The organism is Actinomadura kijaniata, assembly GCF_014138665.1.
GTDB lineage: Bacteria > Actinomycetota > Actinomycetes > Streptosporangiales > Streptosporangiaceae > Spirillospora > Spirillospora kijaniata.
This window is the reverse complement of the sequence record NZ_JACJIA010000008.1, coordinates 365,133-378,596: the sequence shown is the minus strand read 5'-3', so window position 1 is coordinate 378,596 and position 13,464 is coordinate 365,133. Positions and strand designations below refer to the sequence as shown.

The following is a 13,464-nucleotide window of genomic DNA, read 5'->3' as shown; positions in this document are numbered from 1 at the left end:
ATGCGGCTACGAGCCCGTGAGGTGTTCGAGGCGTGCCAGGAGATGATCTCCGTATCCGAAGCGGCGCCCCGTCCTCCACACCGCCGCCTCCAGATCGTCGTCCAGGCGCGCGTGGTGGTTGACGGCGACGCTGATGAAGAGGCGCAGAGCCAGCTCCGGACGGCCGCTACGGGCCAGGTCGGCGAGAGCCGTTCGCAGGAACCCCTCATCAACGGGATCGCGCCAGAAATTGCTGCGGAAGGACAGCCTTCCCACGATGTCGACGACCTGGCCGACCACCGGGTCCTGCGGATCGACGGCGTCGGCTTCGCCGGCCTCTCGCCCCGCCCGCTCCACGAGCGGGGTCATGAGTTCGGCGAGCCGCCGGAACCAGGCGCGCCCGCCGAGCCCTTCGGCCGCGGGACGGTGGTTGCCCCCCGTCACCGAGACCCACACCGCTTCCAGCTGGTCGTTCGTCAGCGGGGAGCCCGACAGCGCCAGCGCGTCGTGCAGGTACTGCTCGGCGATGTCGGCCGACACCGTGGCCACGGCCTCCGCCACCGCGGCGGTGGCGGAGGCGTGACGGCTCCACCAGGACGGCACGAAGACCCCCGCCGCCAACGCGGTCAACCCGAAGTCGTCAGTCCTGTCCCGCATCACTCTTCCCGGCAGAGGTCATCATGATCATGGCAGAGGAAAGGCGGTGTAGACGTAGTACCCGCCCCTGTGTCCCGGAGCGCGCTTCAGGACCACCCGGTAGCGGTTGCCGGCCGGGACCTTCGTGCCATCGGCCCGCATGACGTCCCCCAGCGAGGCCCCTCCCGGGAACTGCATGTCCAGGCTCAGCGTCGGAGGCCCGTTGTCGCCCTTCCTCAGCCAGTTCGCGATCTTCAGCGGGTGGTCGACCTTCTTGGTCTTGTGCACCAGGGCGTAGTCGATGGCCTGCTCGGCGGTGGACCTGTCCCCCCATCGACCCGCGACGCCCGAGGTGTTGCCCGGGTCGCGCGCCTTCCTGAGCAGTTCGGCGTCGGTGGCGTCGACATGGTCCCGGAGGGTGTGCCCGAGCCTGAGGGGGTCGGGCACTCTCGGCCGCGGGCTGGGTTCCTCGTGCCGGTCGAGATCGTGGCAGTTGTGGACCAGGACGTCACGGGCACCGGTGGAGACGTAGTAGCTGCGCAGGTCGTCGACCGTCAGGTTGTGGACGCGCACGACCCGTTCGTGGCGCCGGCCGGAGAGCACCATCGCGGTGCGGCCGTCCGGGCCGGTCAGCATGTCGCCGAAGACCAGGCCGCCCGCCTCGATCCAGTCGGCCGACCCGCTCACCCAGAAGCGGTGGCCGAGGGTGGCGGTGATCCGGTCGGTGGGACCGCCCAGTTCCCCGTCCAGGTCGACGGTGAGATCGACCAGGCGCTTGCGCCCCTCGCCGACGATCCGGTCCGTCACGACCCGGACGCCGCTCCGGCCGCTTTCGGGATCCGTCGCCCGGACGCGGTCGCCGACGCGTATTCGCTCGATGGGTTTTCGCGTGCCGTCGGCCAGCAGGACCGGAGTCCCCGCGACGAAGCTGTTGGGCTTCTCCTTCTGGAGTTTGCAGGCCTCCTCCGCGTCGTCGGCGCGCTTCTTGGCGTTCTTCCGGGCCTGGCGGGCCTTCTCCAGGCGACGCTTGATGTCCATCATCCGGTCGAGGACCTTGACGACCTTGGGGATGGTCTTCGGGAGCTTGCCGATCTTGCCCCATGGCACGACGTCCAGCAGCGCCCACAGGCAGTCGCTGATCTTGGGGTCCTTGACGCACTTGACGATGTCGCCCGCGATGAAGTCCAGACCGAGTTTGGTGATCTCCTTGAGGAGGTCGAACTCGTTTTCAGGCCCGCGTTCCGCCAGGCGGGTATCCAGACGTTCTGCGCGGGACTTCTGGGAAGGGGCTCAGAACTCGTCGACCGTGTGCGGCAGGTGGCCGGTGGCCAGCGCGGCGTCCAGCAGGGCCGCCGAGCCGGGAGTGTGCTCGGTGGCCACGCCCGCCTGGACCGCGTGCGCGGCGCGCGTGCCGCCCAGGTAGCAGGCCGCGAGGTCGCGCACCTCGAACGTGAGGTCGGGCGCGTCCTCGGACGGCCGGCAGGACGCGACCCCGTCCTTGACGGTCAGCCGGTGGACGCCCGCGTTGCCGGGCGCCAAGCCGTCGCGGACCTCCAGCGCCAGGTCGATGTCGGCGGCCCACGACCGGCTCTCCAGCGCCGCCCGCGCGTCGACCAGCCGTACCCACAGCCCCGGCCACTCCGCGGTCACCTTCACCTGGTCCCGGTCGGCGGCGAACAGCAGCAGCGGGTCGTCGGCCGGACGTCCCCACGCCTTGACGACCCCGATCAGGTCGATCGAGACGAGGTAGCGCCACAGCGCCGCCGCGACGTGCGGCGAGTCGGCCTCGATCTCGTAGACCCAGAGCACGCCGGGCCTGCCGGTGTCCTCGTCGCCGCTCCTGGTCCGGTAGATCGCGTATCCGGCCAGGGGCTCGCCGAGGGCGACGATCCGGGGCGGCGACAGCTCCTCGTCGTCGGAGTCCTTCTCGGCCAGCCACTCCTCGCGCCACCACCGCTCGGTGCGGGCGATCCGCCCGGCCCGCCCGGCGCGCGTGCGTTCGTAGTAGGGGGCGAGCAGCTCCGGGGCGTCCTCGGGGGAGACCAGCCGCAGGGGCCGTCCGTCGGGCTCGATCCGCAGCGCCAGCGGGCGCCGCGCGTCGATCTCCACCAGGAGCCCCCGGGTGCCCTCCCCGTACCCGAACCGCCCGTAGATCACCGACTCCGACGCCCACAGCGCCGCCATCGGCCGCCCGTCGGCCGCGCAGCGCCGGAAGAGCTCCCGCATCATCCCGGACAGGACCCCGCGCCGCCGGTGCGTGGGCGCGACGGACACGAACGTCACGCCGGGGCAGGGCAGCTCCCCGCCCGGAACGGACATGGTGAAGGGGAACGCGCAGAGCGTCCCGACCAGGGTGTCCCCGTCGTAGGCGCCGATGCGCTCGCATCCCTGGAGGAGCCTGCGGTGGTGTTCGCGCCGCTCCTCCTCGGGTCTGCCGTGGAAGGCGAGGTAGACGAGCTCCAGCGCCCGTTCGATGTCGGCCTCGGGGATGTCACGGAAAACGACGTCGTTGTCCACCGGCATCACGCTAGGCGCGGACCTCCGCCCGCGGCCATCGAATTTCCGCCGCCTCGACCGCCCGCACCGAGCCCATGGCCGCGCCCGGACGCGAGGTGCCCGTCCGGCCACTGTTTCCCTCCCTGCCGGGGCCCCGCCGGCCCAGGGCCTGTCTCGCGGTGGGCCCCGGCCGCGCAGCCGGGCGCGTCACCTGACCTGCGGGCCCGCAGCCGGAGGCGAGGGTCCGCGGACCAGACCGCGAAGCGATGCCGCGCTCGCCGGGCCTCGGTGGGAGGCGAGCGCCGTGGGCCAGGGCCTCGCGACACGCCTAGGGTTCGGGGCAGGGACCCCCACGGAAGGCCGGCCATGAGCACGATCACGGACGTCATCGACCGCATGCGGGAGATCGACCGGGGGCTGGACCCCCACGACGGCGTCGCCTGCTTCAACCGCGTCTACCTCAAGGTCACCGAGCGGATCGCCCACGAGCTCACCACCGGCCTCTTCGCCGACCCGCCGTTCGTCGAACGGCTCGACGTCGACTTCGCCGGCTTCTACCTCGCGGCCGTGGACGCCGCCGTCGCGGGCCGTCCCGCGCGGCCCTGGCGCCCGCTGTTCGCGGCCCGCGCGGACCGCTCCGTCTGGTCCCTGCAGTTCGCGCTGGCCGGGATGAACGCCCACATCAACCACGACCTGGCCCTGGCCGTCATCACCACCTGTACGGACACCGGCCGCGACCCCGACGACGACCCGATCCACCACGACTTCCTGCGGATCAACGAGATCCTCGAGGACGTCGAGTCCGAGGTCCGCCGGAGCCTCGAACCCGCCCTCCTCAAGCTCGCCACCAAGGACGCCGAGACGCTCAAGCACATCGTCGGGACGTTCTGCGTCGCCCGCGCCCGCGACCTGTCGTGGTGCTCGCTCCAGACCCTCTGGCCCCAGCGCGGGCACCCCTTCCTCTACGACAACTCCGTGGCCCTGCTCGCCCAGACGGTGAGCGTGATGGGCCGCCTGCTGGTCACCCCGGTCACCGACGTCCCCGACCTGTGGGACCTCGACGGCGACTGACCGTCCCGCGCCACCGGCCCCGTCCGGGATGATTCCCGCATGCATCCGCTGGACGACCCCCGTTTCTGGACCCGGTTCCTCCTCGGCGAGGAGGCGGCCGAGGACGACGATGACGACGAGGACGGGTTCGAGGCCCACACGGTCGAGTTCGCGCTGAGCGACGGCCACGGCCTGCGCCTGGACCTCGAACCGGACATCGACATGTACACGCTGTCCCTGCTCGACGGCCCCGAGCTGGGCTGGGACGACGAGGCCCACCCGCACCCGCACGTCCTCCGCTGCGCCGAACTCGACCTGCTGTGCCGCGCCTGGGCCGTCACGGACCCGTCCGCCGCGCACCCCGGCGCGCCGCTCGTCCTGCTGGGCCGTTTCGCGATCGTCACCGAGGACGCCGAACTGGACGCGGTCGCCCCGCTCGTGGAGACGGCGCTGCGCCGCGTCGCGGCGCCCCTCACCGTCGGCGCCTGGCTGGAGCGCCGGGACTTCCGGGACGCCGGCGTCACCTGGCGGCACGACCCGCGTACCGGCCGCTGGACGGTCGGGCAGGACTCCGGCGGGGACCGCGACCTCTACAGCCTCCGGTCCGGCGACGGGTTCCCCGCCGCGGGCCTGGCCGGGCTGCTCGCCGAGGCCGAACGCGTGCTGGAGGAGGCGTTCGGCCCCTGGCGCGCGGCGCTCGCGATCCCCGGCGACCCGGTCCGCGAGGCCCCCGCCCTCGCCCGGAGGCTGCGCGACGCGGGCTGCGACCACCCCGCGATCCCGGCCGCCCTCGCCTCACCCGAGCCCGCCGAGCGCTGCTGGGTCCTGGAGGAGCTCGCGGGCCTGGAACGCGGTGCGCTCCTCCGCCGCCTCGCCCCGGTGCCCCGGCCCCGCGTCCACCGGTTCGACCTGGAGGTGGACGCCCCCGGCGACCGCGCCCTGCGGATCGTCGCCGACCTCGACGCGGAACTCTCCTCCCGGGGCCTCGGCGGCGCGGAGATCACGGGCGGCGGCATGACCCGGAACGCCGCGGGCGAGATCGTCGGCGAGACGGCCCACCTCGAAGTCCTCGTCCACGGCGATCCGGACCGGGCCCGCGCCGTGGTCCGGGACGTCCTGGCCCGCCACGGGGAGACCCCGCCCGGCGGTCAGAGGGAGGGGCTCCTGCCCAGGTAGCGCAGCAGGTCGGCGACCGGGTCGCCGTCCTCGCCCGGCACCGCGTCCGCGTAGGCGCCGTACGCCCGCAGCGGCTCGACGAATTGCACGGCCGCGGCCTTCAGCTCCCGCGCCAGCTCCGGCGTGAGCGGCGACGGCCGCCCGATCGCGACGGCGACGTCCCAGGCGTGCACGGCCGCGTCCAGCGCGCACGCGTCCGCGCCGAGCCGCGCGGTCATCTCGTTCGGGGGCACCGGGACCGCGACCTTCGCGGCCTCGGGGTCGACGGCGGCCCACGCCTCGGCGGAGGCGGCCACGGCGCGCTCGACCAGCGCGGGAACGTCCGCCCCGCCCTCCCCGGACGGGTCGAACGGGTCGAAGTCGGGCCCCTGCCCGCCGGTGAGGAACGCGGCGAACCCGAGCTGGTCGCCCGCCGCGTGCCGGAGCACCTGCGCGACGTTCCACCGGGCGCAGGGCGTCGGACGGTCCCAGGCGTCCGCCGGGACCGCGGCGGCGACCTCCCGCAGGGCGTCGAGCGAGACGTCGAGCGAGGCGAAACCGGTGGCGAAGCCCATGGAGATCTCCTGTCCGGAGGGGACGCCGTCCGCGTCCCGAGGGGACCAGTCTATCAGAACGGAACGATCTATTCCATTATGATGGTCAAGGAGTTGGCTATTCAAAAGCGCGCTACGCTGGCCGCCATGGCACTGCGCAACGCGCTCCTGGCGGCCCTCCTGGACGGCGAGGCGTCCGGCTACGACCTGGCCAAGTCGTTCGACGCCTCGGTGGCCAACTTCTGGATGGCCACGCCCCAGCAGCTCTACCGGGAGCTCGACCGGATGGAGTCCGAGGGCCTGGTGCGGGCGCGCGTCGTCCAGCAGGAACGCCGTCCCAACAAGCGCCTGTTCGCCCTCACCGAGGAGGGGCGGCGGGCGCTGCGCGCGTTCACGGCCGCGCCCACCAGGCCCGGCGCGATGCGCGAGGAGCTCATGGTCAAGGTCCAGGCCGTGGACGCCGGCGACGTCGAGGCGGTCCGCGCGGCCGTCGCCGAGCGCCTGGAGTGGTCCCGCGCCAAGCTGGCCCGTTACGAACGCCTGCGCGACCGCATGCTCGACGGCCGCGGCGAGGACGACTACCTGGCCACCGCCGACCGCGTCGGCCCGTACCTGACCCTGATGCGGGGCCGGTCCTTCGAGGAGGAGAACATCCGCTGGGCCGAGCGCGCCCTGGCCGTCCTCGCCCGCCGCGCCGCCGCTACGGCCTGACGGGCAGCAGCGACGGCCGCTTGGCCGACCGCCCGTCCCCCGACGACCGCCCCCGGATCCGCCGCACGACCCACGGGCCGAGGAACGTCCCGACCCACACCGCCTCCCGCCGCCACGACATCGCCGGAGGCGGCCCGGCCAGCGGCTCGGCCCAGGCGGAGTCGCTGCCCGGCAGCCCCAGCGCCTCGGCCGCGGCGGCGGCCATCCGCGCGTGCCCGAGCGGCGTGGCGTGGATCCGGTCGGCGCTCCACAGCCGGGGGTCGCACGTCACCGGCAGGTGGAAGGCGTCCACCACGACGGCCCCGTGCCGCTCCGCCGCGTCCCGGATCCGCGCGTTGAGCTCCACCACCCGGGGCCGCAGCCCCCGCGCGACCGGCGCGATGCGCCCGACGTCGGGGAAGGTGAACGTCACCACCCGCGCCCCGGCCCCGCTCAGCGCCGCGTACATGGCCTCCAGCTCGCCCGCCACGCGCCCGACGTCGCAACCCGGCCGCACGAGGTCGTTCATCCCGGCCATCACCGACACCAGGTCCGGGCGCAGCGCCAGCGCCGCCGCGAGCTGCTCGCCCCGTACCTGCCCGGCGAGCTTGCCGCGCACCGCGAGGTTGGCGTAGAGCACGCCGGGCTCGGCGTCGGCGAGCAGCTCGGCCAGCCGGTCGGCCCACCCGCGATACCCGGTCGTCTCGTCCCCGTCGTTCAGCCCCTCGGTCTGGCTGTCCCCGATGGCGACGTACCGCAGATAGCTCACCGCACCTCCATTACCCAACTTGTTGAGTAATGTACTGCGCTACCAGGAAGCCCGCCAGGGGGGAGTCCGGGCCCGGCCGCGTCAGCGGGTGCCGTGCGCCAGCAGCGCGCAGGCGGGCAGCGCGACCCTTCCGTTCCCGGCGGCGTACCCGGCCACCAGCCGGTCGTACTCCCGCCGGATCCGCGCGACGACCTCCGCCGGCTGCCGCCCGATCATCGCGCCGTTGAGCGCGGTCCCGTCGACCACGTCCTCCCACCAGGCGTCCGGGTCGACCTCGTGCGTCCACCGCACGGTGTCGGCGGCCGCCCCGATGAACCCGGCGCCCTTCAGCAGCCCGGCGAACGCCCGGGGCTCGGCGTACTCCCGGAACGGGGACTCGGGGACGTCGGCGGGCCGCTCGACCCCGGCCGCCGCCATGGCGTCGGCGAACACCGAGTTCACCACCGCGCCCGGATACCGCCAGCAGGTCAGCGCGATCCGCCCGCCGGGCCGCAGCACCCGGTACAGCTCCGCCAGCGCCGCGGCCGGGTCGCTCACGTTGTTGACGACGAAGTTCCCGACCACCGCGTCGAACGACTCGTCCGGGAACGGCAGCGACGGCAGCGCCGCCATCCGCACCTGCGCGTGCGCGTGCCGCCGCGCGACGACCTCCATCATGTCCAGGTCGGCGTCCACCGCCGTGACCTGCGCTCCCCGCGCCAGCGCCGCGGCCGTGACGTCCCCGGTCCCGCAGCCGACGTCCAGCAGCCGGGTCCGCGGCCCCGTCTGCACGCTCCCGAGCAGGGACTCGACGAGGAACGCGGTCAGCCGCGCGTACCCGCGTCCGTACGCCTCGGCCCGCCCCTGCCAGTTCTCCCGCTCGAACGCGTCGAAATCCACGCCAACCGCCCTTCCCAGACTGTCCGGCAAGCCTAACGACCTGCCCGGACGCGGCTAGCGGGGCTTGCGCCAGACCAGCGAGTAGCGCCAGAGGACGTGGCGCCGGAACACCGCGCCCGGCAGCAGCCGCGCCGCCGCCTCCCGCACCTCCGCCCAGGTCATCTCGGGATCGGTCAGGGGAACGTCCGGGCCGCCGACGAGCCCGCGCCGCCGCAGCCGGTGGTAGTAGTGCGCGGGCAGCCCCGGCGCGCCGGCCACGTAGTCGCCGAGCCCGCCGTTGCGGGCCAGCCCGACCACCGCGAGGCTCCCGCCGGGCCGCAGCAGGTCGCGCATCCTCGACAGCCCCGCCGCGAAGTCCATGTGGTGCAGCGCCGCGACGCTGCACACGAAGTCGAACCCGTCCTCGGGCGGCTCGTAGCCGAGGAAGTCGGCCGCGACGAACGTGACGTTGTCGAACCCCTCGCTCAGCCTCCGCGCCCTGGCGATGACCTCCGGCGAGCGGTCCACCCCGGTCACCCACTGCGCCCGCCGGGCGAGCCGCCGCGCCAGCAGCCCGTCCCCGCACCCCACGTCGAGCGCCTGCACGCACCCGCGCGGCATCGCGGCCAGCAGAAGCGGGTGGTAGTGGGTGTTGTGGTTCCAGTACTCCCCACTCGGAACGCCCCGCGCCGCCACACGCGTCATGACTCCCCCTCCGCCGATGGAACCCGCCCTCCCACACTGCCAGATCCCGCGCCCGGCGGTGCTCTCACGGTTCCTCGGTAACTCCAAAGTGCCTACTTCCCCTCTGGCCGCCGCTCGCGCAGGATGAACATGGTTCTCAAAGGGAACTGATCACACCTATCGGAACGAGGGAACCATGAGTAACAAGAAGGCGGTCGTGACCGGCGGAACGCACGGCATGGGCCTGGCGATCGTCCGGGCGCTGCTCGACCGGGGCGCGGAGGTCGTGCTCACCGGACGCGACGCGGCCAAGGTGGAGGCCGCCCGCGCCGAACTGGCCGCGTTCCCCGGAGCACACGTCCTGCGTTCCGACGCCGCGGACCTCGACGACATCGCGGAGCTCGCCGCGTTCACCGGCGACACCCTCGGCCGCGTCGACGCCCTGTTCGTCAACCACGGCCTGGCCGTCCTCGAACCCCTCGACCAGGTCACCGAGGAGACCTACGACCGGTCGTTCGCCGTGAACGCCAAGGGCTCGTTCTTCACCGTGCAGCGCCTCGCGCCGCTGCTCGCCGACGGCGGCGCGATCGTCTTCACCACCGTCGCCAACGACCTGGTCTTCCCCGGCATGAGCGTCTACTCCGGTTCCAAGGAGGCGGTGCGCGGCTTCGCGCAGGTCCTCGCCGCCGAGCTCCTGCCGCGCCGCATCCGCGTCAACTCCCTCGCCCCCGGCTTCATCCGCACCCCGACCATGGGCGTTCCCGGCCTGACCGCCGAGGAGCGCGCCGCGTTCGAGAAGCAGGGCGAGGAGCTGACGCCGCTCGGCCGCAACGGCACCGTCGAGGAGGTCGCGGCGGCGGCGCTGTTCCTGGCGTTCGACGCGACGTTCACCACCGGCACCGAGTTCCCCGTCGACGGCGGCTGGGGACAGGGCGTCCCGGCCGCGGCGCACTGACACCGAACAGGAGACGACGATGTCCATCTGGGACGCCCCCGTCCTCGACAGCCCCGAGCCCAGCGTCGCCGAGCACGTCGCCCGCTACCTGCGCACCGACGGTGAGAGCGGCTACCTGGAGGCCGGGGTCACCAACCTCGTCCTCACCACCGTGGGACGGAAGACCGGCAGGCTCCGCCGGACCGGCGTGTTCTTCGGGGAGGACGAGGGCCGCTACGTCCTGATCGCCTCCTCGTTCAGCGGCGGCCCGCGCCACCCCTCCTGGTACCTGAACCTGCGCGCCCACCCCGAGGCGCAGGTGCAGATCAAGGGGGAGAGGTTCCTGGTGCGGGCCCGCACGGCCGGGGGCGAGGAACGCGCCCGCCTCTGGCGGCGGATGACCGACGTCTGGCCCGCGTACGACACCTACCAGGCCCGCTCCACCCGCGAGATCCCGGTGGTCGTCCTGGAACGCGTCCCGGACTGACCGCCGGGCCTCGCCGCCCGCCCGCCGCCTGCGGTAGACAGCACCCGTGACGTACTACGAGGACCTCAGCGTCTACGAATACTTCGACGAAGAGGACGTGATCTCGACCGAGACCGGCGGCTACATCGTCGTCAGGCCCACCTACACGCGTCTCAACGTCGGCTGGCTGAGCGACGAGCAGCCGTTCCCCCGGGGAACGCCCCCCGACGGCCTGCTCCCCGCGCTCCGCTGGCTCACCGAAGGCCAGGGGGTCAACCTGACCCGGGGCTGGCACTGGTGCGAGCTGTGCGCCCCGAAGGGGGAGGAGGTGACCGGCAACGGCGAGATCCGCGTCCCCGGCGCCCCGGGCGTCGTGTACGCCGCCCCCGTGATGATCACCCACTACGTGGCGGAGCACGGCTACCTCCCGCCCGCGGAGTTCGTCACGGCCCTGCTGGCCTACCACGGGACGGGCGACGACCCGGCCCTTCCCTCCTGGGTCCCCGCCGACGCGGAGAGGATCCTCTGAAAGTGAGGTGACAGGAGGGACGGGTGGGAGCCGTGTCGCCTTCCGCGACGGGAAGAACGTCACCCCGCCCGCTGTTGAGCGGGCAGCCGAGGAACGTTCGAGGCGGCCTTGAACGGCGGACGCCCGCCCAGCCGTAAAGCGGGGTGAGGGGCGACTCCGAAGGAGGGCAGCCGTCGTTGCTGACGCCGCGAACGCGATTCGAACGGTTGGTCCGGTTGGCGTGGAGGCTGCGTGCGGTCCCGGTGACCCCGCGGGCGGCCGCGCCCGGCGACGGGGAGCTGTGCTGTGGGTGACGGGAACGCGTGGGCGCGGTGGGACCGTGCCGCGGGACCTTCGGACGGGCGGGCGGCGGCCCCGGCGAGGGACGGAACCGGAGCGCCGGTCCGGCGCGGCGCGGCGGGCGGCGGGGGCGACGGCGTGACCAGGGTGCTCGGGACCATCACGCTGCCGGGCGTGCGGCCCTCGGTCGGATCCGCGCGCCGGTTCCTGCGGGACCTGCTGCCCGAGGACCACCCCCTGCGCGACGACCTGGTCGCCGTCGGCAGCGAGACCGTCTCCAACGCCATCACGCACACCGCGTCCGGCCGGGAGGGCGGCGAGGTCACCGTCCTGCTCGCCGCCGAACGCGGCCGCTACCGGCTGGAGGTCGCCGACGACGGGGCCGGGGGGACGCGCCCGCACGTGAAGGCCGACTCCCTGGCCGAGAACGGGCGCGGCATGCGGATCGTGGAGGCGCTCGCCTCCCGGTGGGGCTACCGGGAGGACGGCGAACGGACGGTGGTGTGGGTGGAGTTCGAGAGGGAGGCCGCCCCGAGCCGCTGAACGGCGGCCGGGGCGGCCCCGCCGGGGTCAGCGCCCCCGGTTGAGCTGCCGCGTGGGCAGCTGGCGGGCGTTGCGCCGCGCGTTCGCCGCGTGGCTCGCCGCCCTGGCGTCGAAGCCCTTGCGCTGGTTCTTCCTGGCGAGGGCCTTCTGGAACGGGTTGTTGTTGTTGTCCTCATGAATGGCGCGCATAAAGAAACCACCTCCGGGAAAGCGTGAATTCGGCCGCACGAGGGGCCGACGAGAAATGACGGCGGGAAAAGCGCGCGCACGGGTGCCGTGGAACCCCTGGAACCCGTTCGACCTGGTCGCGGGCGTGCGAACGCCCGCGTGGACGGCGCGGTGAAAGCGCCGGACCGGCGTGTGAACGAAGAGGGGTGCGCCCGTGGCGCCGGAGGGTGGGAGCGGGCCGCAGTCACGCTGCGGGCGGCTCAACCGTGGGGATCAGAGCTCCATGCGAGAGATATTAGCCCGACTTTCGGTAGCGGTGTCAACTGCTTTGTGCCGCGAATTCTCCCGTCCCGTTCGATCCGCTTCCGCAATTCCCGCACGCGCTCGGCGGGAACCGTCACCGCGGGCCGATCGAGGTGGACGTCCAGCCGCATCGGGGGACCCGAGGGACGGCACCCCGGCAGCGCGGCGGGCAGCGCGACGAGCGCCGCCACCGCTCCCGCGGCCGCCAGCGTCCTGGTCCTCATCGCTCACCTCCCGGACTCCAGGCTCCTCCGCGCGCCTCCTCCCGCGCGTCAACCGCCGGAATGATCCTCGCCCCCTCCGATCCGGGGAGGCGCCGTCGACCAAGGTCGCGAGGGCGCATCGACCAAAGGATGGCGCGAATCGTGGGATGGGCGGCATTGACGCCATCACCGGGGCACCGCGAGCCTGGAGGCATGCAACGCGTCGTCTTCCTCGTCTACCCGGGCTTCCAGTCGCTCGACCTGACCGGGCCGTTCGAGGTCTTCCAGACCGCGGGCGGCTACGAGTGCCTGGTCGTCGCCCCCGCCGCCGGGCCGGTGCGCGCGGGCAGCGGCCTGCCCGTCCACGCCGGGCACGGCGTCGCCGACCTGCCCCCGGACGGCGTCGACACCCTGATCGTCGTCGGCGGCGACGGCGTCGACGCGGCCCGCCACGACACCGCGCTGCTCGGCTGGACCGTGCGGGCCGCCACCGGCGCGCGCCGCGTCGCGTCGGTGTGCAGCGGCGCGTTCCTGCTGGCCGCCGCCGGGCTGCTGACCGGCCGCCGCGCCACCACCCACTGGAGCCGCGAGGAGCAGTTCCGGCGCGAGCACCCGGACGTGGCCCTGGACTGCGACCCGATCTTCATCCGGGACGGGCGGATCTGGACCTCGGCGGGCGTGACCGCCGGGATGGACCTGGCCCTCGCGATGGTCGAGGAGGACCGCGGCCGCGACGTCGCGCACGCCGTCGCCCGCGAACTGGTGCTGTTCCTGCGACGGCCCGGCAGCCAGTCGCAGTTCAGCGTCCCGCTGTGGTCGCGGCAGCCGGCCACCGACCCGATCCGCGCGGCCGTCGCCGCGATCCACGCCGACCCCGGCGCCCGCCACACCATCCCCGACCTGGCCGACCGCGCCGGGCTCAGCCCCCGCCACCTGCAACGCCGCTTCACGGCCGAACTCGGCGTCCCGCCCGCGACCTACGTCGAACGGGTCCGCGTCGAGGCCGCCCGCCGCGCGCTGGCCGAGAGCGCCGACCCCGTCGAGACCGTGGCCCGCCGCCTCGGCTTCGGAACGGCCGAGACGCTGCGCCGCGCGTTCCACCGCCGCGTCGGCGTCGCCCCCACCGACTACCGCGACCGCTTCCGCGCCGCGATCCCCCACTGAGAGA

General features: G+C 73.7%; 16 protein-coding genes. 8 read left to right on the top strand and 8 right to left on the bottom strand.

From position 1 onward, the window contains the following. Positions 1 to 6: 6 nt before the first annotated feature. The 3 genes from HNR61_RS29315 to HNR61_RS29305 all read right to left on the bottom strand — a co-directional run bounded on the left by HNR61_RS29315 (position 7) and on the right by HNR61_RS29305 (position 3,138). Positions 7 to 609 (bottom strand): hypothetical protein, encoded by a 603-nt coding sequence (locus HNR61_RS29315; RefSeq protein WP_182846393.1) that lies wholly within the window; start codon positions 607 to 609, stop codon positions 7 to 9. Positions 610 to 663: 54 nt separating this feature from the next. Next, positions 664 to 1,722 (bottom strand): RNase A-like domain-containing protein, encoded by a 1,059-nt coding sequence (locus HNR61_RS29310; RefSeq protein ID WP_182846392.1) that lies wholly within the window; start codon positions 1,720 to 1,722, stop codon positions 664 to 666. Positions 1,723 to 1,905: 183 nt separating this feature from the next. Then, positions 1,906 to 3,138: a GNAT family N-acetyltransferase gene (locus tag HNR61_RS29305; RefSeq protein ID WP_182846391.1), complete on the bottom strand. Its 1,233-nt coding sequence runs from the start codon at positions 3,136 to 3,138 to the stop codon at positions 1,906 to 1,908. Between the two features lie 339 nt (positions 3,139 to 3,477). Here HNR61_RS29305 and HNR61_RS29300 point away from each other — a divergent pair, with 339 nt between their 5' ends. Beyond that, positions 3,478 to 4,182 (top strand): DUF5995 family protein, encoded by a 705-nt coding sequence (locus HNR61_RS29300; protein WP_182846390.1) that lies wholly within the window; start codon positions 3,478 to 3,480, stop codon positions 4,180 to 4,182. Positions 4,183 to 4,221: 39 nt separating this feature from the next. After that, entirely contained in the window at positions 4,222 to 5,337 is a 1,116-nt protein-coding gene (locus tag HNR61_RS29295) for a hypothetical protein (protein ID WP_182846389.1), read from the top strand. Here the strand turns inward: HNR61_RS29295 and HNR61_RS29290 are convergent. Next, a complete protein-coding gene (locus HNR61_RS29290) occupies positions 5,310 to 5,891 on the bottom strand; it encodes a TIGR03086 family metal-binding protein (protein ID WP_182846388.1) in 582 nt (193 codons plus the stop codon). The two genes, HNR61_RS29295 and HNR61_RS29290, sit on opposite strands and share 28 nt — an antisense overlap. A 126-nt stretch (positions 5,892 to 6,017) precedes the next feature. On the opposite strand from HNR61_RS29290, the gene HNR61_RS29285 reads away from it, so the two are divergent. Next, entirely contained in the window at positions 6,018 to 6,581 is a 564-nt protein-coding gene (locus HNR61_RS29285; protein ID WP_182846387.1) for a PadR family transcriptional regulator, read from the top strand. On the opposite strand, the gene HNR61_RS29280 is transcribed toward HNR61_RS29285, so the two are convergent. The 3 genes from HNR61_RS29280 to HNR61_RS29270 form a co-directional block, all read right to left on the bottom strand. Then, entirely contained in the window at positions 6,571 to 7,329 is a 759-nt protein-coding gene (locus HNR61_RS29280; protein ID WP_182846386.1) for an SGNH/GDSL hydrolase family protein, read from the bottom strand. The genes HNR61_RS29285 and HNR61_RS29280 overlap by 11 nt on opposite strands. An 81-nt stretch (positions 7,330 to 7,410) precedes the next feature. Next, complete coding sequence (locus HNR61_RS29275; RefSeq protein ID WP_182846385.1) at positions 7,411 to 8,208, bottom strand: class I SAM-dependent methyltransferase; 798 nt, start codon at positions 8,206 to 8,208, stop codon at positions 7,411 to 7,413. A gap of 54 nt (positions 8,209 to 8,262) precedes the next feature. Then, positions 8,263 to 8,892, bottom strand: coding sequence for a class I SAM-dependent methyltransferase (locus HNR61_RS29270; protein ID WP_182846384.1), 630 nt, complete (start codon positions 8,890 to 8,892; stop codon positions 8,263 to 8,265). 175 nt (positions 8,893 to 9,067) lie between these two features. Here HNR61_RS29270 and HNR61_RS29265 point away from each other — a divergent pair, with 175 nt between their 5' ends. From HNR61_RS29265 to HNR61_RS29250, 4 genes are all read left to right on the top strand, one after another. Further along, complete coding sequence (locus HNR61_RS29265) at positions 9,068 to 9,826, top strand: SDR family oxidoreductase (RefSeq protein WP_182846383.1); 759 nt, start codon at positions 9,068 to 9,070, stop codon at positions 9,824 to 9,826. A gap of 19 nt (positions 9,827 to 9,845) precedes the next feature. Next, positions 9,846 to 10,292: a nitroreductase family deazaflavin-dependent oxidoreductase gene (locus HNR61_RS29260; RefSeq protein WP_182846382.1), complete on the top strand. Its 447-nt coding sequence runs from the start codon at positions 9,846 to 9,848 to the stop codon at positions 10,290 to 10,292. A gap of 46 nt (positions 10,293 to 10,338) precedes the next feature. Then, on the top strand, positions 10,339 to 10,800 hold the full coding sequence (locus HNR61_RS29255; protein ID WP_182846381.1) for a DUF7919 family protein: 462 nt from the start codon (positions 10,339 to 10,341) through the stop codon (positions 10,798 to 10,800). A 417-nt stretch (positions 10,801 to 11,217) separates the two neighbouring features. Then, positions 11,218 to 11,622 carry an ATP-binding protein gene (locus tag HNR61_RS29250; protein WP_182846380.1) on the top strand — a complete coding sequence of 135 codons (405 nt, stop codon included), beginning with the start codon at positions 11,218 to 11,220 and terminating at the stop codon, positions 11,620 to 11,622. 27 nt (positions 11,623 to 11,649) lie between these two features. On the opposite strand, the gene HNR61_RS29245 is transcribed toward HNR61_RS29250, so the two are convergent. Then, positions 11,650 to 11,811, bottom strand: a complete 162-nt coding sequence (locus tag HNR61_RS29245; RefSeq protein ID WP_182846379.1) for a hypothetical protein — start codon at positions 11,809 to 11,811, stop codon at positions 11,650 to 11,652. 698 nt (positions 11,812 to 12,509) lie between these two features. Between HNR61_RS29245 and HNR61_RS29240 the strand changes: the two genes are divergently transcribed. Further along, positions 12,510 to 13,460 (top strand): GlxA family transcriptional regulator, encoded by a 951-nt coding sequence (locus tag HNR61_RS29240; RefSeq protein ID WP_182846378.1) that lies wholly within the window; start codon positions 12,510 to 12,512, stop codon positions 13,458 to 13,460. Positions 13,461 to 13,464: the final 4 nt, after the last annotated feature.